This window comes from Pseudarthrobacter sp. 10T415 (assembly GCF_056394175.1).
Genome location: NZ_JBFTHJ010000024.1, coordinates 12,428 through 34,337, shown reverse-complemented (window position 1 = coordinate 34,337; position 21,910 = coordinate 12,428). Strand labels below are relative to the sequence as shown.

General features: G+C 66.5%; 22 protein-coding genes. 3 read left to right on the top strand and 19 right to left on the bottom strand.

The genetic code is table 11. The annotated features are described in order from the left end of the window. Positions 1–33 precede the first annotated feature (33 nt). The 7 genes from AC1DBN_RS20010 to AC1DBN_RS19980 form a co-directional block, all read right to left on the bottom strand. Positions 34–915 carry an SseB family protein gene (locus AC1DBN_RS20010; RefSeq protein ID WP_477724042.1) on the bottom strand — a complete coding sequence of 294 codons (882 nt, stop codon included), beginning with the start codon at positions 913–915 and terminating at the stop codon, positions 34–36. Positions 916–934: 19 nt separating this feature from the next. After that, on the bottom strand, positions 935–1,681 hold the full coding sequence (priA, locus tag AC1DBN_RS20005; protein ID WP_091719349.1) for a bifunctional 1-(5-phosphoribosyl)-5-((5-phosphoribosylamino)methylideneamino)imidazole-4-carboxamide isomerase/phosphoribosylanthranilate isomerase PriA: 747 nt from the start codon (positions 1,679–1,681) through the stop codon (positions 935–937). Positions 1,682–1,770: 89 nt separating this feature from the next. Continuing rightward, positions 1,771–1,923 (bottom strand): hypothetical protein, encoded by a 153-nt coding sequence (locus AC1DBN_RS20000; protein ID WP_015936686.1) that lies wholly within the window; start codon positions 1,921–1,923, stop codon positions 1,771–1,773. Further along, positions 1,924–2,673, bottom strand: a complete 750-nt coding sequence (hisH, locus tag AC1DBN_RS19995; RefSeq protein WP_477724041.1) for an imidazole glycerol phosphate synthase subunit HisH — start codon at positions 2,671–2,673, stop codon at positions 1,924–1,926. Beyond that, positions 2,670–3,296, bottom strand: a complete 627-nt coding sequence (gene hisB / locus AC1DBN_RS19990) for an imidazoleglycerol-phosphate dehydratase HisB (protein ID WP_314215895.1) — start codon at positions 3,294–3,296, stop codon at positions 2,670–2,672. The genes hisH and hisB overlap by 4 nt, the downstream gene beginning before the upstream one ends. Positions 3,297–3,357: 61 nt before the next feature. Beyond that, positions 3,358–4,476, bottom strand: coding sequence for a histidinol-phosphate transaminase (locus AC1DBN_RS19985; protein ID WP_477724040.1), 1,119 nt, complete (start codon positions 4,474–4,476; stop codon positions 3,358–3,360). Between the two features lie 135 nt (positions 4,477–4,611). Next, complete coding sequence (locus tag AC1DBN_RS19980) at positions 4,612–5,001, bottom strand: LysM peptidoglycan-binding domain-containing protein (RefSeq protein WP_477724039.1); 390 nt, start codon at positions 4,999–5,001, stop codon at positions 4,612–4,614. A gap of 328 nt (positions 5,002–5,329) precedes the next feature. Between AC1DBN_RS19980 and lexA the strand changes: the two genes are divergently transcribed. Next, complete coding sequence (gene lexA / locus AC1DBN_RS19975; protein WP_091719344.1) at positions 5,330–6,079, top strand: transcriptional repressor LexA; 750 nt, start codon at positions 5,330–5,332, stop codon at positions 6,077–6,079. A 98-nt stretch (positions 6,080–6,177) separates the two neighbouring features. Here lexA and AC1DBN_RS19970 read toward each other — a convergent pair whose 3' ends face one another. Next, positions 6,178–8,235 carry an ATP-dependent DNA helicase gene (locus AC1DBN_RS19970; protein ID WP_477724038.1) on the bottom strand — a complete coding sequence of 686 codons (2,058 nt, stop codon included), beginning with the start codon at positions 8,233–8,235 and terminating at the stop codon, positions 6,178–6,180. Then, on the bottom strand, positions 8,228–9,799 hold the full coding sequence (hflX, locus tag AC1DBN_RS19965; RefSeq protein ID WP_377203732.1) for a GTPase HflX: 1,572 nt from the start codon (positions 9,797–9,799) through the stop codon (positions 8,228–8,230). Before hflX ends, AC1DBN_RS19970 begins: the two co-directional genes overlap by 8 nt. Before the next feature lie 451 nt (positions 9,800–10,250). Here hflX and AC1DBN_RS19960 point away from each other — a divergent pair, with 451 nt between their 5' ends. Beyond that, on the top strand, positions 10,251–10,874 hold the full coding sequence (locus AC1DBN_RS19960) for a class I SAM-dependent methyltransferase (protein ID WP_477724037.1): 624 nt from the start codon (positions 10,251–10,253) through the stop codon (positions 10,872–10,874). Here AC1DBN_RS19960 and dapF read toward each other — a convergent pair. From dapF to AC1DBN_RS19930, 6 genes are all read right to left on the bottom strand, one after another. Then, positions 10,846–11,790 carry a diaminopimelate epimerase gene (dapF, locus tag AC1DBN_RS19955; RefSeq protein WP_091719336.1) on the bottom strand — a complete coding sequence of 315 codons (945 nt, stop codon included), beginning with the start codon at positions 11,788–11,790 and terminating at the stop codon, positions 10,846–10,848. The genes AC1DBN_RS19960 and dapF overlap by 29 nt on opposite strands. Before the next feature lie 70 nt (positions 11,791–11,860). Further along, entirely contained in the window at positions 11,861–12,760 is a 900-nt protein-coding gene (miaA, locus tag AC1DBN_RS19950) for a tRNA (adenosine(37)-N6)-dimethylallyltransferase MiaA (RefSeq protein ID WP_477724036.1), read from the bottom strand. Positions 12,761–12,763: 3 nt separating this feature from the next. After that, positions 12,764–14,317 (bottom strand): tRNA (N6-isopentenyl adenosine(37)-C2)-methylthiotransferase MiaB, encoded by a 1,554-nt coding sequence (miaB, locus tag AC1DBN_RS19945; RefSeq protein ID WP_477724035.1) that lies wholly within the window; start codon positions 14,315–14,317, stop codon positions 12,764–12,766. Between the two features lie 105 nt (positions 14,318–14,422). Next, positions 14,423–14,893, bottom strand: coding sequence for a regulatory protein RecX (locus tag AC1DBN_RS19940; protein WP_477724045.1), 471 nt, complete (start codon positions 14,891–14,893; stop codon positions 14,423–14,425). A 162-nt stretch (positions 14,894–15,055) separates the two neighbouring features. Then, a complete protein-coding gene (recA, locus tag AC1DBN_RS19935; protein ID WP_477724034.1) occupies positions 15,056–16,114 on the bottom strand; it encodes a recombinase RecA in 1,059 nt (352 codons plus the stop codon). Between the two features lie 197 nt (positions 16,115–16,311). Continuing rightward, positions 16,312–16,536: a DUF3046 domain-containing protein gene (locus tag AC1DBN_RS19930; RefSeq protein WP_091719332.1), complete on the bottom strand. Its 225-nt coding sequence runs from the start codon at positions 16,534–16,536 to the stop codon at positions 16,312–16,314. Positions 16,537–16,576: 40 nt separating this feature from the next. Here AC1DBN_RS19930 and AC1DBN_RS19925 point away from each other — a divergent pair, with 40 nt between their 5' ends. Further along, positions 16,577–17,101 (top strand): MarR family winged helix-turn-helix transcriptional regulator, encoded by a 525-nt coding sequence (locus AC1DBN_RS19925; RefSeq protein ID WP_477724033.1) that lies wholly within the window; start codon positions 16,577–16,579, stop codon positions 17,099–17,101. 89 nt (positions 17,102–17,190) lie between these two features. On the opposite strand, the gene AC1DBN_RS19920 is transcribed toward AC1DBN_RS19925, so the two are convergent. From AC1DBN_RS19920 to AC1DBN_RS19905, 4 genes are all read right to left on the bottom strand, one after another. Beyond that, positions 17,191–17,643: a helix-turn-helix domain-containing protein gene (locus AC1DBN_RS19920; protein WP_043793869.1), complete on the bottom strand. Its 453-nt coding sequence runs from the start codon at positions 17,641–17,643 to the stop codon at positions 17,191–17,193. Positions 17,644–17,748: 105 nt separating this feature from the next. Beyond that, positions 17,749–18,309 (bottom strand): CinA family protein, encoded by a 561-nt coding sequence (locus tag AC1DBN_RS19915; protein WP_091719329.1) that lies wholly within the window; start codon positions 18,307–18,309, stop codon positions 17,749–17,751. Then, complete coding sequence (gene pgsA, locus AC1DBN_RS19910; RefSeq protein ID WP_091719327.1) at positions 18,306–18,950, bottom strand: CDP-diacylglycerol--glycerol-3-phosphate 3-phosphatidyltransferase; 645 nt, start codon at positions 18,948–18,950, stop codon at positions 18,306–18,308. Before pgsA ends, AC1DBN_RS19915 begins: the two co-directional genes overlap by 4 nt. 23 nt (positions 18,951–18,973) lie before the next feature. Further along, positions 18,974–21,865 carry an FtsK/SpoIIIE family DNA translocase gene (locus AC1DBN_RS19905; protein WP_477724032.1) on the bottom strand — a complete coding sequence of 964 codons (2,892 nt, stop codon included), beginning with the start codon at positions 21,863–21,865 and terminating at the stop codon, positions 18,974–18,976. Positions 21,866–21,910 lie beyond the last annotated feature (45 nt).

The window sequence follows — 21,910 nt, the reverse complement described above, 5'->3', positions numbered from 1 at the left end:
CGCAGGAACCCGGGAAAGCCCCGCTCCTGACAACTAGCCTGTGGCGCGCCGCAGCTTGACCTCGAGCGAATCGACCCGCTCCCCAAACAATACATTCCGGGACCACTCGGCCTGCAGCGCAGCCACCAGGTGCTGCACGCCTGCTGCGTCCAACCCGTCCTCAAGGTAGAGCACCACCTGCAGTTCGGGTCCGGCGCCGCCACCCGGAAGTACGGTCCCGTCGGCGGCGCGGGCTGCCACTCCCCTGCCGGGCAGGAGCTCGATCCGGCGGACAGCGGGGAACGAAGCAGCGGCGGCACCCATCTCGGCCGCCAGTTCTTCGTCGGAGTAGGAGGGCAGCCAGGGTTTCTGCTGGGCCAGTGCCCACACCGCCGGCCGGCGGACCACGAAAGTGACATCTGCGCCCGGGTCCAGGACCACGAGTTCGGCACCCTCCGCGACGGCGGACAGCGCAGCGCGTGCCGCGTATACGGCCACGGGGCGGGCATCGGGATGCCAGGCACTCAGGGCCTCCGTTGATGTGAAGGCCGGCAGCGCGGTCCTGCCGTCGGCGGCTTTGAGCGTCACCAGAGCCATGTCTGCCTGCTTGTCGGCATGCAGGCCGTGGTCAGTCTCCGCCTCTTCCGCCAGTTGGGCCACGATGGGGATGAAAACCCGTGCCGTGGCCAGGGACGCCACGACTGCAGCTTCATCCCCGGTTCCCCCGCGCAACCCCTCGAGGGCGGCGCGGTAGCCCGCATTGGCCGTACCGTCGTCGTCCTCGAAATTGTGGATCTTCGCGTCGTCGCCGGCGAGGCTGCGGCCCGCCCAAGGCTGGCCTGCGGAGTCGGTGGCGCCGCCGGCCCCTGCCAGCGCCGCGGCGATGTGGCCGGGAAGGTGGCGGGGTGCGGGAGTGCCTGAGTCGTTGCTGGCCATCGCGTCGGCTTCCGGCAGCCTAGCGGCGGCCGGCCACGTCGAGGGCTTCGGGCAGGGTGAAGGCTCCCGCATAGAGGGCCTTGCCCACGATGGCACCTTCAACGCCCAGCGGGACCAGGGACCGCAGGACCTTGAGGTCATCAAGGCTGGAGATGCCGCCGGAGGCGATGACGGGCTTGCCGGTCTTTTCCACCATCTGGCGCAGCAGTTCAACGTTGGGCCCCTGCAGGGTGCCGTCCTTGGTCACGTCCGTGACCACGTAGCGCGAGCAGCCTGCATCCTCGAGGCGGGCCAGGACGTCCCAGAGGTCCCCGCCTTCCTTGGTCCAGCCCCGGCCGGCCAGGGTGGTTCCGCGGACGTCGAGTCCGACGGCGATCCTGTCACCGAAGCGCTCGATGGCGCGGCGCGTCCACTCCGGGTTCTCCAGCGCGGCGGTGCCGAGGTTAACCCGTGCGACGCCGAGGCCAAGTGCGGCTTCGAGGGTTTCATCGTCCCGGAGTCCGCCGGAGAGCTCCACCTTGATGTCCAGCTGCCCCACCACCTCGCGGAGCAGTTCGGCGTTGGAGCCGCGGCCGAAGGCGGCGTCCAGGTCCACGAGGTGCACCCATTCGGCGCCCTGCTGCTGCCAGTTCAGCGCAGCCTCCAGCGGGGTTCCGTAGCTGGTTTCACTGCCGGCCTCACCCTGGACCAGCCGCACGGCCTGGCCGTTGACGACGTCGACGGCGGGCAGCAGTTCAAGTACCGGCAGATCGTTTGCGGTGGTCATCTTCATCCTTGGTGTTGTGGGTGGGGTGTCGGGCTGCCGGCACAGTGCCGGCGCGCGTCAGTGGCCGGACTCGTTGGCCAGGCGGCCGGTCAACTGAGGGTCAGCAGGTACGCGGCGAGCAGGGACATGGCTGCCAGGACATAGAACGAAACCTGGGTCCACAGGGGCTTGTGCTGCTGCCGGAAGGACAGGGCACCGCCCACCAGCAGGCCGGCCAGTCCCATCAGGACGATGGACCACATTCAGGCGCCGCCAGTAGCGTCGCCGCTGCCGGCTTCCGTGGGCCGGCGCAGCGCGTCCACCCAGTTGCGCAGCAGTCGCGCGCCGGCATCGCCTGACTTCTCAGGGTGGAACTGCGTGGCGCACAGCGGCCCGTTTTCGACGGCAGCGATAAAGGGTGCGCCGTGTTCGGACCACGTCACCAGCGGAGGGGCCATCAGCGGCTGAATGACGTCGAAGTTCCATTCCTGCACGCCGTAGGAATGGACGAAGTAGAACCGCTCGCCTTCCACTCCGGCGAAGAGCTTTGAACCCTCCGGCACCTTGACGGTGTTCCAGCCCATGTGCGGAACGACGTCGGCCGGCAGCAGCTCGACTTTCCCGGGCCATTCGCCGATGCCCTCAGCCTCGGTGCCATGCTCGACGCCGGCCTCGAAAAGTACCTGGAGGCCCACGCAGATCCCCAGGACGGGGCGGCCGCCGGCCACCCGGCGGCCGATGAGCCTGATGCCATCCACGGCTTTGAGCTCGCGCATGACCGTCTCGAAGGCGCCGACGCCGGGAACCACCAGGCCGTCCGCGTTCAGGACATCCTCTGGCTTGGCGCTGAGGATGACCTCTGCGCCGGCCCGCTCGAGGGCGCGCACGGCCGACCGGACGTTGCCGGAACCGTAATCCAGCACCGTCACGGTGGGCTTGCCCTCCGGGGAAGCGGGCTTGCGTGATGCGGACGGGTCGATGATGGCACCGTCCTTCAGGATCTGGCCGCTCACAGGGCACCCTTGGTGGACGGAATGCCCTCAACCCGGGGATCGGGTTCGACGGCTGCACGCAGGGCACGGGCGAACGCCTTGAACTGGGCTTCCACAATGTGGTGGGGGTCCCGTCCGGCGATGACGTTCATGTGCAGGCAGATGCCTGCGTGCAGGGTGATGGCCTCAAAGACGTGGCGGGTGAGGGAGCCAGTGAAGTGGCCGCCGATCAGGTGGTATTCCTGGCCGGCGGGCTCGCCGCCGTGTACCAGGTAAGGGCGCCCGGAGACGTCCACCACGGCGTTGGCGAGGGCCTCGTCCAGCGGGACGGTGGCTTCGCCGAACCGGCGGATTCCGGCCTTGTTGCCCAGGGCGGTCCGCAGCACCTCGCCGAAGGTGATGGCAACGTCCTCCACGGTGTGGTGGACGTCGATGTGGGTGTCTCCCGTGGCTTTGACCGTCATGTCGATCAGCGAGTGCTTGCACAGTGCCGTGAGCATGTGGTCGTAGAACGGCACGGAAGTGTCGATGTCCGAGACGCCGGTACCGTCCAGGTTGATTTCCACGAGCACGGACGACTCGCTGGTGGCACGCTCCATGCGTGCGGTCCGGGCTGCGGCCGCGTTCGGTCCGGTGGAAGTCATGGTCAGGTGTCCTTTGTGGCAGTAAGGGGTGGTCAGGGCGTCCAGCGCCGGTTCTTCAAGTCTAGGCGGGAAGGGCCGGCTGGCCGGCAAGGATGCTTTCCAGGGAGGTGAGGAAGGCTGTGGTTTCCGTCTCAGTGCCGGCAGTAACCCGCAGGTGCCCCGGGATACCGACGTCGCGGATCAGCACACCCGCGTCCAGCAGTTCCTGCCAGACCTGGTGCGGATTCTCCAGTCCGCCGAAGAACACGTAGTTGGAGTCGGACGCCGCCGGCTTGAGGCCCATGCGGGTCAGGTCGGACACGATGCGGTCGCGCTGCTTCTTGATGTCCTCGACGTCAGCCATGAGGGCTTCGCGGTGCTGGAGGGCCGCCAGGGCGGTTGCCTGGGTGATGGCAGACAGGTGGTACGGGAGCCGGACCAGGCGCAGCGCGTCGGTTACTTCCGGGGCGGCTGCCATGTATCCGAGCCGGGCGCCGGCCAGCGCGAATGCCTTGCTCATGGTGCGGGAAACGATCAGCCGCTCCCGCCCGGGCAGCAGCGTCAGGGCGCTGGGCGTGCCGTCGTGGGCAAACTCGTGGTAGGCCTCATCCACGATCACGATGGCCTGGCTTTCGGCGCCGGCTTTGTAAACCGCTTCCACCACGTCCAGCCCGAGGCCGGTGCCGGTGGGGTTGTTAGGTGAGCACAGGAAAACGATGTTGGGCTTCAGTTCCCGGACCTGGCGGGCGGCCGATTCGGCGCTGAGGCCGTACCCGTCCTCACGCTCGCCCTTGATGTAGCCGGTGTCCGTGCCGCTGGCAAGCAGGGGGTACATGGAGTACGTGGGCGGGAAGCCGAGCGCCGTGCGGCCCGGACCGCCGAATGCCTGAAGGATCTGCTGGAGCACTTCGTTGGAGCCGTTGGCTGCCCATACGTTGGCCTCGTCGAGGCCGTGTCCCAGATACTCGGCAAGGGCCTTGCGGAGCTCGGTGAACTCCCGGTCCGGGTAGCGGTTCAGGCCGGTGGCAGCCTCCGCGACCGCCGCCGTGATGGCGGCTGTGACGTCGGCCGGGACACCATGGGTGTTCTCGTTGACGTTGAGGAGGATGGGGACATCCAGCTGCGGGGCACCGTAGGGCGTGATGCCCCGGAGGTTGCTGCGGAGGGGAAGCCGGTTCAGGCGTTCAAGCTGGTCATTCACCTGAACAGTTTAGTGGGAGGTGCGGTCGCCCGAAAATGTGACGGTCCGCGCCTTCCCATGCAACGTCGGCTCTGGGCGGCACACCTGCTGTTCCGGGACTTCGATTCAGCCAGGGAGACGTGCCGCGAACCATTCCTAGCGTGTGGGGATGTACAGCTGCTGTCCCGGGAGAATCTTCCCGGCGGACAGGTTGTTGAGCTGCACGATATCTGCCACGACGTCCCTGGCGTCCCGCTCGGGCGCGAGGTCGGAGGCGATCCCCCACAGCGACTCACCCGGCTGCACGGTGACCGTGACGGTGGGGGTCACGGTCAGGTCCGTTGCGGAGTCGGAGGCCTTGGCCGGGGAGTTGAAGAAGCCGGCCAGTGACAGCAGGAGCGCTGCCAGCAGCACCACGGGAATCCCGATCAGGACAATCTTGCCCCGCCGCGTGAGGCGCAGTGGTGGCAGCGGCGCCTGCTGAGCCCGTGCACCGTTGCCGTGAACGTCGAAACCGTGTGACCTGAAAGCGGATGTAGCTGACATGACCTTAGCCCTCCTGGACCGTACTGCGTCTGTTGGTGTTGCCTGCTGGTGCCGCCCCATGGTGCTGCCTGACCGGCTCCGTGTTCGAACGGCTGCTCGCCTGGTTAGAACACATATTCGAATACTGCTTGATTCAGTTTTAGCACCTATGGACGAACAATGTCGAGACTCGCTAGAACAAATGTTTGAAAAAGCCATGTGGCTGACCTACGTTTGGAGGCAGGAACATCCACTCCTGAAGTTGATCAGCAGGGTCTGACATTGACGGCGGGAACACTTAGTCCGGTGCAGTTGAAAGCCCGGTGGCAACCGAAAGGCAACGGCGAACATGGCAGCAGCAGCCACCGGGGGCAGGGCGACCTCTCAGCCGAAAAGGACAGCCAAGGGCTTGACGCCGCGGCAGAAGAAAATCCTCGAGACCATCCAGCGCTCGGTCAACGTCAACGGCTACCCGCCGTCCATGCGCGAGATTGGGGACACCGTAGGGCTGGCCAGCCTCTCAAGCGTCACCCACCAGCTCTCGCAGCTGGAAAAGCTGGGCTACCTGCGGCGTGATCCGAAGCGGCCCCGGGCCATGGAAGTCCTGATGCCGCTGACCCTCGACGGCGGGACCACCGGCAGGGCGGCCAGGCAGGCAGCGGAACCCGCGGCTGCGGCCTCCACGGGCATCACAGCGTCCGTCACGGAGTTGCCCACCGCGCTGGACACGGCCATGGTGCCCCTCGTCGGCCGCATCGCCGCCGGCGGCCCCATCCTCGCGGACCAGGTGGTGGAAGACGTTATGCCGCTCCCCCGCCAGCTGGTGGGCCAGGGCGAACTGTTCATGCTGAAGGTGGCCGGTGATTCCATGGTGGACGCCGCCATCTGCGACGGCGACTGGGTGGTGGTCCGGCGCCAGGCCGATGCCGCGAACGGCGACATTGTTGCGGCGCTCCTGGACGACGAAGCCACGGTCAAGACGTTCCGCCAGCGGGACGGCCACACGTGGCTGCTGCCCCAGAACACGCAGTACGAACCGATCCTTGGCGACCATGCCACGATCATGGGCAAGGTGGTTTCGGTCCTCCGCTCGCTGTAGCGTGGCCGCCGTCAACAACAGGCCACAGCAGTCCAGCCAATAAGGAAGGCGCCGTTCCGGGGAACGGCGCCTTCCTTATTAGGGTTTTCAAATGGTGCCTACGGCGTTTCCCCGGCCAGCCTCTCCAAGGCCGCGATCGCCGTCGTGCGGTCCGTCGTGGCCCAGAAGGGCGGCAGGGCGCCGCGCAGGAACCCGGCGTAGCGTTCCGTGGCCAGGCGGGAATCGAGGACCGCCACTACGCCCTTGTCGCCGGTGGAGCGGATCAGCCTGCCGGCGCCCTGGGCCAGCCGGATGGCGGCATGCGTGGCTGAGACGGACATGAAGCCGTTGCCGCCTGCCTGTGCCACGGCCCGGGAGCGGGCGGTCATGAGGGGGTCGTCCGGGCGTGGGAAGGGGATCCGGTCGATGACCACCAGCCGGCAGGAAACCCCTGGGACGTCAACTCCCTGCCAGAGCGACATGGTGCCAAACAGGCACGTATCCGGTTCGTCTGCGAACTGCTTGACGAGGGCCGTCATGGTGGAGTCGCCCTGGCACAGGACCGTCATGCCCAGCTTGGGCCGGAGTGCTTCGGCCGCCTCTTCGGCTGCCCGCCGTGAGGAGAACAGGCACAGCGCCCCGCCGTTCGAGGCGCGGATGAGTGCCTCCAGCTCTGCAAGCGATTCGGGTGACGCACCACGGCCCGGCTTGGGCAGGTGCCCGGCCACGTACAGGATCCCCTGCTTGGGATAGTCGAACGGCGAGCCGACGTCGATCCCGGTCCAGGCCGGCGCCCCTTCGCCCACCAGGCCCAATCCCCCGGCGGCGGGCTCGAAGGCAGAACCGATGGCCAGGGTTGCGGACGTCAGGACCACTGTATGCCCGGCGAAGAGCCCCTCACGCAGCCTCCCGGCCACGGATAACGGCGCGATATTGACCAGCGCAGGAGCACTGTCCTCAGGTTGGGTATAGCCCTGGCCGGGATCGAAGGTTCCGGCGCGCGAGATCCACACGACCTCGCGGTTCTCCTTCGCCGCCAATAGCCGTTCGGATAGTTCGAGGATGAGCATCAGGCGTGAACGCGCAAGCTGCCTGCCGCCGTCGGCCGTGTTGCTGCTGTCCCCCTTGGAGTCGGACAGCGCCGCCCTGCAGGCCTCGCGCAGCTGGTCCACGCAGTCGAGCTGTTCGTCGTTCAGCCCGTTGGGGAGCAGCCCGCTTGGCACGCCGGCAAGGGCCAGCTCCAGGTTCGCTGCCGCGGCATTGAGCGCGTCCACGGTGATCGCCGTGTGCTTGCGGGCGCCTGAGGCAGCGGCGTGGACCATGGCGACGGAGAGCTGGCCGGACACTGCACCGGTAACCCGGTCCTGAAGCTCGTGGGCCTCATCCACCACCACAACGTCGTACTCGGGCAGCACCGCGAGTCCCTCGAACGCGCTGACCGCGAGCATGGCATGGTTGGTCACCACGACGTCGGCATCGGCAGCGTCCTGGCGGGCCAGCTCGCTGAAGCATTCCTCGGCCAAGGGGCATTTCTGGGAGCCCAGGCACTCCATGGACGTCACCGAAACCTGCTTCCAGGCGCGGTCCGTCACGCCGGGCAAGAGTTCATCCCGGTCTCCTGTGGACGTCTTTTCCGCCCATTCCCGGAGCCGGACCACTTCCTTTCCGAGCTGGGACTGCGGCCCGCCGGCGGCTGCGGCGAAGTGCGGCACGCTGGTGTCCTCACCGAGGGAGAAGAGCTGCCCCTCGGAGGGTTCCTCGGAGGGAAACCCGCCTTCCAGCTTGTGCCGGCACACGTAATTGGACCGGCCCTTGACCAGCGCCACCTTGACCGGACGGTCGAGGGCCGGGGTGATGGCCTTGAGGAGCCGCGGCAGGTCCCTGCCCACAATCTGCGTCTGCAGGGCAAGGGTGGCCGTGGATACCAGGGCCGGCTTGTTGCTTTCAAGCGCATGGGCGATCAGCGGGATCAGGTATGCCAGCGACTTTCCGGTACCGGTCCCGGCCTGCACCAGCAGGTGGTTTCCCGTTTCGATGGCCTGCGCCACCTGCCGCGCCATCTCGTGCTGCCCGGAGCGGCTTTGGCCGCCCATGGCGGAAACGGCCCGGTCGAGCAGCTCGATGACGAGCTGCCCGCCGGCCGTTTCCTTGGATTCAGTTGCCACAGCCTCAGGCATTGACGGCAAAGGATTCCAGTTCGGCGGCCAGGCCCTCGCGGACCTTCACCACCGCCCGGGTTCCGGCCTCGACATGGTCCATGCTGATGATCTCCGCGTCGGAGTCGTGCAGCTTGCTGATCAGGTCGCCGCGGTTGTACGGGATAAGGAGCTCCAGCTGGACGCCGGGACGCGGAATCGAATCGCTGATGGTCTTCAGCAGTTCCGCGATTCCCTCGCCGGTGCGCGCCGAAACCACCACATGGCGCGGTTCACGCTGCTTCAGCCGTTCCACTACGAAGGGATCTGCGGCGTCGGCCTTGTTCAGGACGATGATCTCCGGGATCTTGCGGGCGTCAACCTCGCCGAAGACCTTCCGCACAGCGGCGATCTGGCCTTCCGGATCCGGGTGGGACGCATCCACCACATGCAGGATGAGGTCGGAATCGGCCACTTCCTCCAATGTGGACCGGAAGGCCTCCACCAGCTGGGTGGGGAGGGACCGGACGAAGCCCACGGTGTCGGCCAGCGTGTAACCCAGACCGTCAGATGTCTCGGCTTTGCGGATGGTGGGGTCCAGCGTGGCGAACAGGGCGTTCTCCACCAGCACCCCGGCATCGGTCAAGCGGTTGAGCAGGGACGACTTTCCAGCGTTCGTGTAGCCCGCAATTGCTACGGACGGCACTTCATTACGACGACGGTTGGCGCGCTTGGTTTCCCGGGCAGGCTTCATCGCCGCGATTTCGCGCCGCAGCTTGGCCATCCGGGTACGGATCCGTCGGCGGTCCAGTTCGATCTTCGTCTCACCGGGACCGCGCGAACCCATGCCGGCGGCGGCACCGCCCACCTGGCCGCCGGCCTGGCGGGACATCGAGTCGCCCCAGCCGCGCAGGCGCGGAAGCAGGTACTCGAGCTGCGCCAGCTCAACCTGGGCCTTGCCTTCGCGGCTCTTCGCATGCTGCGCGAAGATGTCCAGGATGAGCCCGGTGCGGTCGATGACCTTGACCTTGACGATGTCTTCCAGCCCACGCCGCTGGGAAGGTGCCAGCTCAGCGTCGACCACCACCGTGTCGGCTCCTGTGGACATGACAATGTCCTTAAGCTCCTGCGCCTTGCCCGAGCCCAGAAACGTGCCGGGGTCCGGCTTGGCACGGCGCTGCACGAGGCCGTCCAGCACTTCCGAGCCGGCGGTCTCTGCCAGGGCTGCGAGTTCCCGCAAGGAGTTCTCGGCGTCGGCCAGGGTGCCTTCGGACCACAGTCCGGCAAGGACCACGCGCTCCAGCCGCAGCTGGCGGTATTCGACCTCGGTAACGTCTTCGAGCTCGGTGGAAAGGCCTGCCGTGCGGCGCAGGGCGCGCCGCTCTTCGAGGTCCTGCTGGTCGCCATCGTATTCAGAGTGCTCGTCGTCCAGGTGGGAGATGGCCTGGGCCTTGCCGAGGACCGCCTTCGCGTCGCCGGCACCGCCGGACGTCCTGGAGCTGGCCGGTACGTCCTTGGCGAGGATCCTGTCGATAACAGCTTGGATCTCCGCAGGACTCATATCCTGGGACGCTGGATCGGATCCGGTGTTGGGCTGGCTGGTCATGGTCTCCTTTGAAGTTTCGGCATTTCCAGAATAGTGCCGTTCGGTGGAATCTGGTGAAGTATTCGCGCTGGGCTGAGGGGCTGCGGTCATGCAGAGTCTCCTGTACTGGCAGCCGGGCAACAATGCCGCGGCAGCGTGGGCGCCGCGAAGGAAAGGCGGCGGAACGGTTTGGGACCGGCATCACGGCAGGAAGCAAGAGCGGATCAAGCTTCGAGTGTTGTCCGGCGTGCGGAGCAAACGCTGGAGTTTGCTCCGGTGCACAAGCGGAAGGCGGAAAGCCTGCGTCGCTGTGGGCAGTATCGCTGGCGGGAGTGGACACCGCGGACAAGGGAGCGGGACGGGCAAGTGCCCATGCCGGCTACTCGAAGATCAAGAACATGCTGTCAAGACTAACAGAGGCGCCGTGGCGCGGTTTCCCATTACGCTGCGGGGGGAACTACTCTGGCCAGTTATGGAGTCCGCACACTATTTCAGCGCATCGCCCGCCGGCACCTTCACACGGAAACCGCTGACGGTGGAACTCGCCGGAGAAACGCGGACGCTGCAGACCTCGAACGGCATCTTCAGCCCGGACGGAATCGATAAGGGAACCGCCGTGCTGCTGGCGGAGGTTCCCGCACCTGCAGCCACCGGCAACCTCCTGGATATCGGCTGCGGCTGGGGCCCCATCGCCCTGACGATGGCGCTGAAGGCACCCCACGCGCAGGTCTACGCCGTGGACGTGAACGAACGCTGCATTGCCCTGACCAATGGGAACGCCGCGGCGCTGGGCCTGTCGAATGTTGCAGCGAGCACGCCGGAGGACGTGGATCCCGGGGTGCGGTTCGACACCATCTGGTCGAACCCGCCAATCCGGATCGGCAAGGATGAGCTGCACTCCCTGCTGAAACTTTGGCTGCCGCGGCTGGCGCCGGGAGGAACTGCCTACCTGGTGGTCCAGAAGAACCTGGGCTCGGATTCGCTGCAGCGCTGGCTGGCGGCAGAACTCGACGCGTCCTTCACGGTGACGCGGGAGTCAACGTCGAAATCGTTCCGCGTACTGAAAGTCAGGAAAGCGTCCCAGACGCCACAATGACGGCCGGGCCGCTGAGCTCCACATGCTCGTGGCCGCCGGGGCCTGCGAAGAACTTAACGCCCACCACTCCGCCCGGAACGTTCACGCGCCAGGCGTCCGGGGCTCCGGCCCCGGCCCAGTGGCGGATCGCGACGGCTGCGGCGCAGGCTCCCGTGCCGCAGGACTGCGTCTCCCCCACGCCGCGTTCGTGGACCCGCATGGTGACGGAGCCGATGCCATCGAGGACCAGCGGCTCGGACGGAACCACGAATTCAACGTTGGTTCCGTTTGCCGGGACCGGTTCCACAGCAGGGGCGGTGTAGAGGCGGGTTGATTCAAGCTCGGCCAGTTCGGCGAGGGCAACCACGGTATGCGGGTTGCCCATGCTGACTGAGAGGGCCGGGCGCGGGACCTCAAGGCCTTCGGCGGTCACCAGCGAGTCCATGGCTTTGGCCGTGGCCTCACCGGGGAAAATGAACTCCCACGGTCCCATGTCCACTGCATAGCCGTCAGCGGTGCGCACCACTGTCTTCAGGCCGCCGCGGGTGCCAATGGCAAGGGCGCCGCCCACCGGGAGATCGATCAGCCCTTCAGCACGGAGGAAGTGGACAAAGACCCGGACGCCGTTGCCGCACATTTCGGACAGCGACCCGTCGCCGTTCCGGTAATCCATGAACCACTCGGCGTCGGGGTTGGCGGCGAGGATCTCGCGGCCCTCGGGAAGGAAGCGTGACGGCACGGCCCGGATCAGGCCATCTCCGCCGATGCCAAGGTGCCGGTTGCACAGGGCGGCCACGTGGCCGGCGTCGATGGTGTGTGCACCCTCCGGATCGGCCACCAGGACGAAGTCGTTACCGGTTCCGTGCCCCTTGGAGAAGCGCAGCCCTGCCAGCGTTTGAAAGGCGGTTCCGGGAGTCTCTGTCAGGGTTGCATCCATGCCGTCAAGCCTACCGGCAGGCCCAGCGGCCCTGGAAACCGGACGCGTCCGGGCTACTGGTTGGGTTTGGCTACCGGCCGCAAAGGCCTGCCGCCCGGGCCACCAATTCCGGGTCCTGCCAGTCGATCCACGTGATCCTCGGGTCGGCGCGGAACCAGGTCAGCTGGCGGCGTGCGAACTGCCTGGTGGCGACGATGGTGCTTTCAACAGCCTCGGCCACCGTGGCGGCGCTGTCGAGGACCTGCAGGAACTGCGAGTAGCCCAAGGCACGGCACGCGGTCTTCCCGGTGCGCAGTCCCAGTCCATCAAGTAGGCGGACTTCAGCCAGCAAGCCGGTGTCCACCATGGCGTGCACCCGGGCGGCCAGCCGTTCATGCAGTGCCGCGCGGTCAACAGACAAGCCGATCTGGACGGCAGGCTGGAAGTACTCCCGCCGGGGCATGAAGGAACTGAAGGGCCGGCCGGTGAGCTGATGGACTTCCAGTGCGCGGATGATGCGCCGGTCATCGTTCAAACGTTCGGCCGAGGCCGGGTCCACGTCCTGGAGGCGGGCCCGCAGGGCTGCTGTGCCGTGCGCGGCCAGGTCTGCTTCCAGGGTGCGGCGCAGCTCCGGGTCGGTCCCGGGAAATTCGAGGACGTCGAGGGCGGCGCGGACGTAAAGGCCGGAGCCGCCCACCAGGATGGCCCGTTTCCCGCGGGCGTGGATGTTCCCGATCAACTGCCGTGCCTGCTGCTGGAAGTCCGAGACGCTGGCCTCCTGCGTGACATCGAGGATGTCCAGGAGATGGTGCGGTATGCCCCGCCGCTCGGCCGGGGTGATCTTGGCGGTTCCGATGTCCATGCCGCGGTAGAACTGCATGGCATCGGCATTAATGACCTCACCGTCCAGCTCAAGTGCCAGGTTGACGGCAAGATCGGATTTTCCGGACCCGGTGGGACCGACGACGGCGATGACGGGCGGGGTGCCCACGGATCAGGAAGTGCGCACGGGCAGCGAGGGCATGCCGAGCGAAACGCCCTTGCGCGCGTCGCCGGTGCCCGGTGCGGGGACACCGCAGGAATCAGCCTGGGACCTGTCCCAGGCGTCACCCGCGCGGGAACGCCGAAGGCTGTAATCCCCCGGCGCGGGATCCGCAAGGAGGTGGAAGGCGCCGGCCTCCGTAATGGTGACGCTGACGAGGTCGCCGGGCCTGGGGGCGGGCGCCCCCTCCGGGACCGAGAAATGAACCAGCCGCTGGTCCCGTGAACGTCCGGACAGGCGGTGGGTTTCTTCTGCCTTCCGCCCGGACTGCGCGGTGACCATAACCTCCACGCGGCGGCCCAGCTGCTTTTTGTTCTCTTCAGCGGCGATCCTGTCCTGCAGGGCCGTCAGACGCTCGAAGCGTTCCTGGACCACTGCCTTGGGCAGCTGGTCCGGCAGGTCCGCGGCCGGAGTGCCGGGACGCTTGGAGTACTGGAAGGTGAAGGCGGTGGCGAAGCGGGACTTTTCCACGACGTCCAGCGTGGCCTGGAAGTCCTCTTCGGTTTCGCCGGGGAACCCGACGATGATGTCGGTGGAGATGGCTGCGTGCGGGATCTTCTCCCGGACCTTGTCCAGGATGCCCAGGAACTTCGTGGACCGGTACGACCGCTTCATGGCCTTCAGGATGCTGTCGGATCCGGACTGCAGCGGCATGTGCAGCTGCGGCATGACGTTGGGAGTTTCCGCCATGGCGTCGATGACGTCGTCCGTGAAGGCTGCGGGATGCGGGCTGGTGAAGCGGACACGTTCCAGGCCCTCGATGTCGCCACAGGCCCGCAGGAGCTTGGAGAACGCCTGGCGGTCCCCGAATTCCACGCCGTATGAGTTCACGTTCTGGCCCAGGAGGGTGACCTCAATGGCGCCGTCGTCCACGAGTGCCTGGATTTCAGCGAGGATGTCCCCGGGCCTGCGGTCCTTTTCCTTGCCACGCAGCGCCGGCACGATGCAGAACGTGCAGGTGTTGTTGCAGCCAACGGAGATGGAGACCCAGCCGGCGTAGACGGAGTCACGCTTGGTGGGGAGTGTGGAGGGGAAGACATCCAGGGATTCCAGGATTTCCAGCTGGGCTTCGTTGTTGTGCCGGGCCCGTTCCAGCAGCGCAGGGAGTGCGCCGACGTTGTGGGTACCAAAAACGGCGTCCACCCACGGGGCCTTCTTCAGGATGGTTTCGCGGTCCTTCTGCGCCAGGCAGCCGCCCACTGCGATCTGCATCCCCGGGTTCGCGGCCTTGACGGGCGCCAGGATTCCAAGGTTTCCGTAGAGTTTGTTGTCCGCGTTCTCACGCACGGCGCACGTGTTGAAGACAACGACGTCGGCCCGGTCACCGTCCGCGGGGACGTAACCGGCGTCCTCGAGCATCCCGGCGATCCGCTCGGAGTCGTGGACGTTCATCTGGCAGCCGAAGGTCCGCACCTGGTAGGTACGGGGCGTGGCTTCGCGTGGCAGGCCTGACACCGGTTCTTCGGTGGGGGCGCCGGAAAAGGGGGAGGGAATGGTCAAACTCACCTGTTAAGGGTACCGGCTGTGCAAGGTTGGGGCTGGCTCCCGGAGTCCCGGGCCATGCTGGGGCCCGCTACCCGGGCCTGGGCAACTGGTTTGTTGTGTGGCCCGTCAGTCTTCGCCGGGATGGCCGGACCGGGAGTCGAGGACCTCGCCGACAATGCGGAATGCCTGGGACGGCTGGTAGCCCTTGCGGGCCAGCATCGACGCCAGCCGCCGGGTGGCCTTGTCCCGCTCTGCACGGTCTTCGAGGTCCGTGCCGGGGCGAAGCTTGCGTTCGACGAGAGCCCGGGCGGCCTCCTCCTCATCCTGGTCAGAGAGCTGTTCCAGTGCCGCGGCCGCGGATTCCTCGTCGATGCCCTTCTCTGCCAGTTCCCGGCGCAGTGCACCCTTCGCCAGCTTGCGTGATTGCGAGCGGCTGCGGACCCACATGTTGGCGAACTCGGCGTCATCGATCAGCCGGGCATCCTCAAATTTGTCCAGCACCGATTCGGCAACGTCCTCCGGGATATTCCGTTCGGCGAGCTTTTTGGCCAGCTGGAGCCGGCTCTTGGCCGACACTGTGAGCTGCCGGTAGACGATGGTCTGCGCTACGGTAACCGGGTCAGGCTCGCGGTCGCCGAATCCCGGTGAACCGGGATAGGCCGAGAGTTCCGTTTCCTGCGGGCCTGCCGAGGAGGCGCCGGTTCGCCGGCGGCGGGCCCCTGCGGACCCGCCCCGGCGTTTTTCAAAGCCAGTCAACTGCTAGAACCCGTCGACGGCCTTCAGCTTCGGGGAATCCTCTTTGGATTCCGCGTCAGCCGGCTTGACCCCGACGCCCAGCTTTTCCTTGATCAGCCGTTCCAGCTCGGCCGCAAGTTCGGGGTTGTCGCGCAGGAACCGGCGGGAGTTTTCCATGCCCTGGCCCAGCTGGTCACCGTCATAGGTGAACCAGGAGCCGGACTTCTTGATGATGCCGTGCTCCACGCCCATGTCAATGATTCCGCCTTCGCGGGAGATGCCCTGGCCGTAGATGATGTCGAACTCGGCAATCTTAAAGGGCGGAGCCATCTTGTTCTTGACGATCTTCGCTTTGGTCCGGTTACCCACGGAATCGGCACCCTCTTTGAGGGTCTGGATCCGGCGGACGTCGATGCGGACCGACGCGTAGAACTTCAAGGCCTTACCACCGGTGGTGGTTTCGGGAGAACCGAAGAAGACACCGATCTTTTCACGCAGCTGGTTAATGAAGATGGCGGTGGTTTTGGTCTGGCTCAGGCGGCCGGTGATCTTACGCAGCGCCTGGCTCATCAGGCGGGCCTGCAGGCCGACGTGGCTGTCTCCCATGTCGCCTTCGATTTCGGCGCGGGGTACCAGGGCTGCCACGGAGTCGATGACCACGATGTCCAGCGAGCCTGAGCCGACCAGCATGTCCATGATCTCCAACGCCTGCTCACCGGTGTCCGGCTGCGATACGAGGAGGGCGTCCGTGTCCACGCCCAGCTTGGCTGCGTAGTCCGGGTCCAGGGCGTGCTCAGCGTCGATGAAGGCAGCGATGCCTCCGGCACGCTGGGCGCTGGCCACGGCGTGGAGGGCGACGGTGGTCTTACCGGACGATTCCGGCCCGTAGATTTCGACGACACGGCCGCGGGGAAGGCCGCCAATTCCCAGGGCGACGTCCAGGGCGATGGAGCCGGTGGGAATGACTTCGATAGGGGCACGGACTTCGTCGCCCAGGCGCATGACAGAGCCCTTGCCGAACTGCTTGTCAATCTGGGCCAGTGCTGCTTCCAGCGCTTTTGCACGATCCGGGGCTGCCGCCATGGTTGACACCTCTAATGCTTTCTCGATGGTGGCCTTCGCGGCCGTTTATTGGTCATCTCTGACGCTAAGGGGACCCACTGACATTCCGGCCGGATGACAACGGCTATGTGGATAACCCGCTGTAAAAATCATAGTCATATCCGAACAGGTATTCGAACAGCTTCCCGGCGTGTCAGCCGAAAAACCGGGCATGGCTGCTAGTCGCGGCGCGGTTTGACGTCCCTGCCGAGCCGCCGCTCCGCGGGCACATCCTGGACGTCGCACAGGGCGAGCCACACCCTGCGGGGCTCCACGCCGGCAGCCAGGGCCTGGTCTGCGGTCCTGCCGCCAACGCCGGACAGGACCAGCGTGCTGCTCAGGACGCGGGAATAGCCCGCACCGAACTCGTCATCCATCAGCCGCCAGTAGTCGCTCAATCGCATCGGAAGATTCTCTCATGCGCCGGACCCTAGAATTGTTGCCATGAGCAACTCCCCCGACGCCCTGCCGGGCAGCACTCCGACCGAGGACACCGTGGACTCCGCGCTGCAGAACGTGGAACACCAGATCAGCCTGTTCTGGCGGCGGGCCCGGGCAATCTCCAACCAGTTGTCCCGTGAGGTACACCCGGACATGGAACCGGCCGCCTACGGGCTGCTTTCCGTCATCCGGAAAGAGGGCACTATCCGGCTCACGGATCTCGCCATTAACATCGGAGTGGGCAAGCCGTCGGTCAGCCGCCAGATCGCCTTCCTGGAAGGCCTCGGCCTGGTGTCGAAGGAGGCCGATCCCCTGGACGGCCGGGCGCAGTCCATCAGGCTGACGCCGAAGGGCGAGGAGAAGATGCACGAAGTACAGGACGCCCGCCGGCAGGTATTCCGGGAACGGCTCGGCGAATGGCCGCTTGGCGACCTCCAGGAACTGGCGCGGTATATGGCGAAGCTCAATGCCACCTACGAACGCGACGGTTTTCCCCAGGACAGCGATTCCGAAGACCCCCGGGCCTAAGGGACCGGTTCAGGACCGAAACGACGAAACCCCCGGCCTGTGGCCGGGGGTTTCGTGTGCTCCAGGGCCCGTTACCGGGCGGGCAACCCTTAGCGGGCGCCGGAGAGGAGGCCGGTAGACAGTTCGTCGTTGAGTTCGGTATTCAGGTCGCGCTCAAGGTCGCGGCCGTAACGCTGGGAGAATTCCTGCGGAACGGTGTCCGGTACGGCGACGCCTTCTGCGACTGCCACCCGGTCGCTGACCTCGCGGAGCATGCTTGACAACGGAACATCCAGGGCCGAGCAAATCGAGGACAGTAGCTCGGACGATGCTTCCTTCTGTCCGCGCTCAACTTCGCTGAGGTAACCAAGGGAGACCCGGGCGCTGTGCGAGACTTCACGGAGCGTGCGCCCCTGACGCTGGCGGACATCGCGCAGGACATCACCAATTTCGTGACGAAGTACAACCATCTTGCGCTCCTTTTGTTCGCTCTTAGCCTGATCGGCGAGGCCCACATCCTTCCAGCGGACAACGCCGTTTACGGATACGGGCTGCTTTACCATCTGTATCGCCTTGCTCCCTCATAAGTCAGGTCCGCCGTCAAGCGAACCGTCGTGGTCATTTCATCCTAGGCGCCTCCGCTCTTCGGAAGCGACACAATGTAATAACTAATCGGTACCGGCTTTTGTTCCCGGCAACTTTACTCCCGGTAACAAGGGGCGCCGCTGGCTCGGCTCCTGCCGGGCCTGATCAGGAGAAAGTGCTTCGAGGAGCCGTTCCAGCGCCGCTCCGCAGGCCTGTCCCCGGATTTCGGGACGGGTCCCCTCGAAGTGGTACTCATAGGCTGCCGCTCCCCCAGCTGTGGCAATGCCTACAAAGACAGTGCCAACGGGTTTGCCGTCATGCGGCTCGGGGCCGGCGACGCCGGTAGTGCTGACGCCGATGTCAGCGCCCAGGGCAGCCCTGGCGCCGGCGGCCATGGCACTGGCCACACCGCCGTCCACGGATCCCACCTTGTCGAGGAGATCGCCGGCGACGTTCAACACGGCTTCCTTAACCGAGTTCTGGTAGGCCACCACCCCGCCCTGAAGCATGCCCGAGGCTCCCGGGGTATCGGCCAGGACGGCTGAAACCATCCCCGCGGTCAGCGACTCCGCAGTGGCCACCGTCCGTCCGGCCTCCAGCGCCTGCCGGACCGCCTCGCCGGCCAAATGGTGGAGGTTGGTCATGGCTGTTCCTGGCCCCGGTCCGCGCGTGCCTGCAGCTTGCCCTTGGCCCGGAGCCGCAGAGCCTCTACGACATACTCGACGCCGGTCCAGACCGTGATCAGCACCGCGGCGAGCATCACCGCGAACGCCACCCACGTCAGCCAGGGCGCCACTGCCCCCAGCGGCAGGAGATAGAGGAAAATCGCGGCGGTCTGGACCACGGTCTTGAGCTTGCCGCCCCGGGAGGCCGGGATCACGCCGTAGCGGATGACGAAGAACCGCAGGCCGGTAATTCCCCATTCACGGACCAGGATCACCAGCGTCATCCACCAAGGCAGTTCGCCCAGCACGGACAGCATCACCAGTGCGGAGCCGATGAGCAGCTTGTCGGCAATGGGATCGGCGATCTTGCCGAAGTCCGTGACGAGGTTCCGGCTCCTGGCGATGTCGCCGTCGAGCTTGTCCGTGTAGATCGCGACGGCGAAGGCCACCACGGCGGCCCAGCGCCAGATCCCGGATTCGCTGTGCAGCCCGGGGGCGTCGGCGATCAGGAACCAGACGAAGAAGGGCACCAGCGCGATGCGGATCATGGTCAGGACGTTGGGTAGGTTCCAGACCCCGGCACGGCCCTTGCCGGCGGCGGTTGCATCAGTGCTAGTCACGTTTCTAGGCTACAGTCCCCGGGCTAGCGACCGGTCAGTGACCAGGCGTCCTCGGACCCCTCGTCGTCGTCCCCGTAGCCGCCTGGCGCGGAATCGGAGCCGTCGTAATATTCGACGTTTTGCTTCCGCTGGTCCAGGTCGGCCGCCACCAGGTCTTCGGCGTATCCTCCTTGGGCGATGTTGGCGTTGGCGTTATCGCTCAGGGCAGCAGTCTGCGCATCCGGCGCCGCGGGTGATTGCTGGCCCTTCATGGCTGCCAGGACGGGCGCGAGGTCGTCCGGCTTGACCAGGACGTCACGGGCCTTTGAGCCTTCGGACGGTCCCACCACGCCCCTGGACTCGAGGAGGTCCATCAGGCGGCCGGCCTTGGCGAAGCCCACCCGCAGCTTGCGCTGCAGCATTGACGTGGAGCCGAACTGGGTGGTGACCACCAGCTCGGTGGCCTGCAGCAGCACCTCGAGGTCGTCCCCGATGTCGTCGTCGATCTGCTTCTTTTCCGCTTCGGGGGCGACGTCGTCGCGGTAGACGGCCTGCAGCTGTCCCTTGACGTGTTCCACCACCTTGTGGATTTCGGATTCGGTGACCCAGGCGCCCTGGACGCGCATGGCTTTCGAGGCGCCCATTGGCAGGAAAAGCGCGTCGCCCTGGCCGATCAGCTTCTCGGCGCCGGGCTGGTCCAGGACAACGCGGGAGTCCGTGACGGAGGACGTGGCAAAGGCCATGCGCGAGGGCACGTTGGCCTTGATCAGGCCGGTGACCACGTCCACGGAGGGCCGCTGGGTGGCCAGCACCAGGTGGATGCCGGCCGCACGGGCCAGCTGGGTGATGCGGACGATCGAGTCTTCGACGTCACGCGGGGCCACCATCATGAGGTCGGCGAGCTCGTCCACAATCACCAGCAGGTACGGGTAGGGACGGATCACCCGCTTGGAGTCGGGCGGCGGCTGGACCTTGCCGGCACGGACGGCCTTGTTGAAGTCGTCGATGTGCTTGAAGCCGTAATTGGCGAGGTCGTCGTAGCGGGCGTCCATCTCGCGGACCACCCACTGGAGGGCCTCGGCGGCCTTCTTCGGGTTGGTGATGATGGGCGTGATCAGGTGCGGAACGCCTTCGTAGGCGGTCAGTTCCACGCGCTTGGGGTCAACCATCACCATGCGCACCTCGTCAGGAGTGGAGCGCATCAGGATGGAGGTGATCATCGAGTTCACGAACGACGACTTACCGGCACCGGTGGCACCGGCCACCAGGAGGTGTGGCATCTTGGCGAGGTTGGCCACCACGTAGCCGCCCTCGACGTCCTTGCCCACGCCCATGACCATGGGGTGGTCCGTCCTGCGGGCGTTCTGGCTGCGCAGCACGTCGCCCAGGGAGACGGTTTCACGGTCAGTGTTGGGGATCTCGATGCCGATGGCCGATTTGCCCGGGATGGGGCTGAGGATGCGGACGTCGCTGGAGGCCACGGCGTAGGAGATGTTCTTGGACAGCGCCGTAACGCGTTCCACCTTGGTGCCCGGCGAGAGTTCGATCTCGTAGCGGGTCACAGTGGGGCCGCGGCTGAAGCCCGTCACGGTGGCATCGACGTTGAACTGCGTCAAGGTGTCGGTCAGGGCGGCGACGACGGCGTCGTTGGCCTCGGTGCGCTCCTTAGGGATGGACCCCGGGGTAAGGAAGTCCGAGGCAGGGAGCGTGTAGGTCACGTCCCCGGCGAGGGAGAGCTGCTCGGTCCGCTGCGGGATAGGCACGGGCGGCGGCGCGGGCGCCACCGGGTTGGCGGGCACCGTGGGTGCGGCGGCCGGTTTCCCGGGAGCGGCGGCGCCGGGGATAACCAGCGGAATGGCCTCGGTGGCGTTCTCCGGCGGAGCCGCCTGCGAACCGGCACCCAGGCCCTGGGCCGCCTTGATCTTCTCGACGGCGATCTCCGCCTGGGTGGGCCGGCGGACGCCGGGAGCGGGCCGCGACGGCTGTGGCTCGTCGTCGTCAATAACCGCGTGCTCAAAGGCTTCGTCGCCCACGTAACCCTCGAGGCCGGCGTCGGCTTCTTCGTCCTTGCCGAAGAGGCGCCGCTTTTTCTTCTTGGGCGCGGCCGGCTCGGGCCGGTCCAGGTAGCTGCGGTCGTGGGCATCGCCAGCCTGTTCCTGCTCCATCAGGTCGATGCCCATGAGGTGTTCGTAGGCTCCGCGCAGGCGTCGCGGGATGGCCGTGAACGGCGTGGCGGTGATGATGAGCAGGGAGATGAACGCCAGGACGCCGTAGAGGACCGTCGGCACGGCAGGATGGATGGCTGCCAGGGGGGTTGCGACGAGGAAGCCCAGCATGCCGCCTGCCTGCCGGAGGCCGTCGAAACCGTCGGCGACAGTGGGCTGGCCACCCAGGATATGCGCCAGGCCGGAGCCGGCGAACGTCATCACCAGGAACCCGATGCCTACCCGGTTGTTGCCGCGGCCGTCCGATGGCACCCGGAAAAGCCGGAAGGCACACACAAAGAGCATGAGGGGCAGCAGCAGGGAGATCCAGCCGAAGGTGCCGTTCACTACCGCGTAGACGGCGTCAGGGAACCACCCGGTCAGGCCCCACCAGGCAAATGTGGCGATGAAGACGCCCAGGGCGAGGTTGAACAGTGCGGCGCCGTCGCGGCGTTCCTCGGCGGGGATGTCGCTGACGTCGTGGCCGATGCGCCGGACTCCGCCGCCCACCATGTGCCCCAGCCCCAGCCAGGCGCCGCCTACCACCCTCGCCAGCCAGGGCTGGTGGTGTTCGACGGCGGGGAGTTGGCGGGTGCGCGCGGTGCTGGACGAGCCGCCGCGGGGGGCCTTGCCTGCTGACGAGCCGGTTCCGCGGCCTGTGGAGCTGCCGGCTTTGCTGCCGGAACCGCCCCTGCCGGTACCTTTGGGCGCGGAAGTAGTACGTGTGGCCATAGTAGCCACGGTACCGGAAGCATGCTGTGATTCCGGGGATATCGG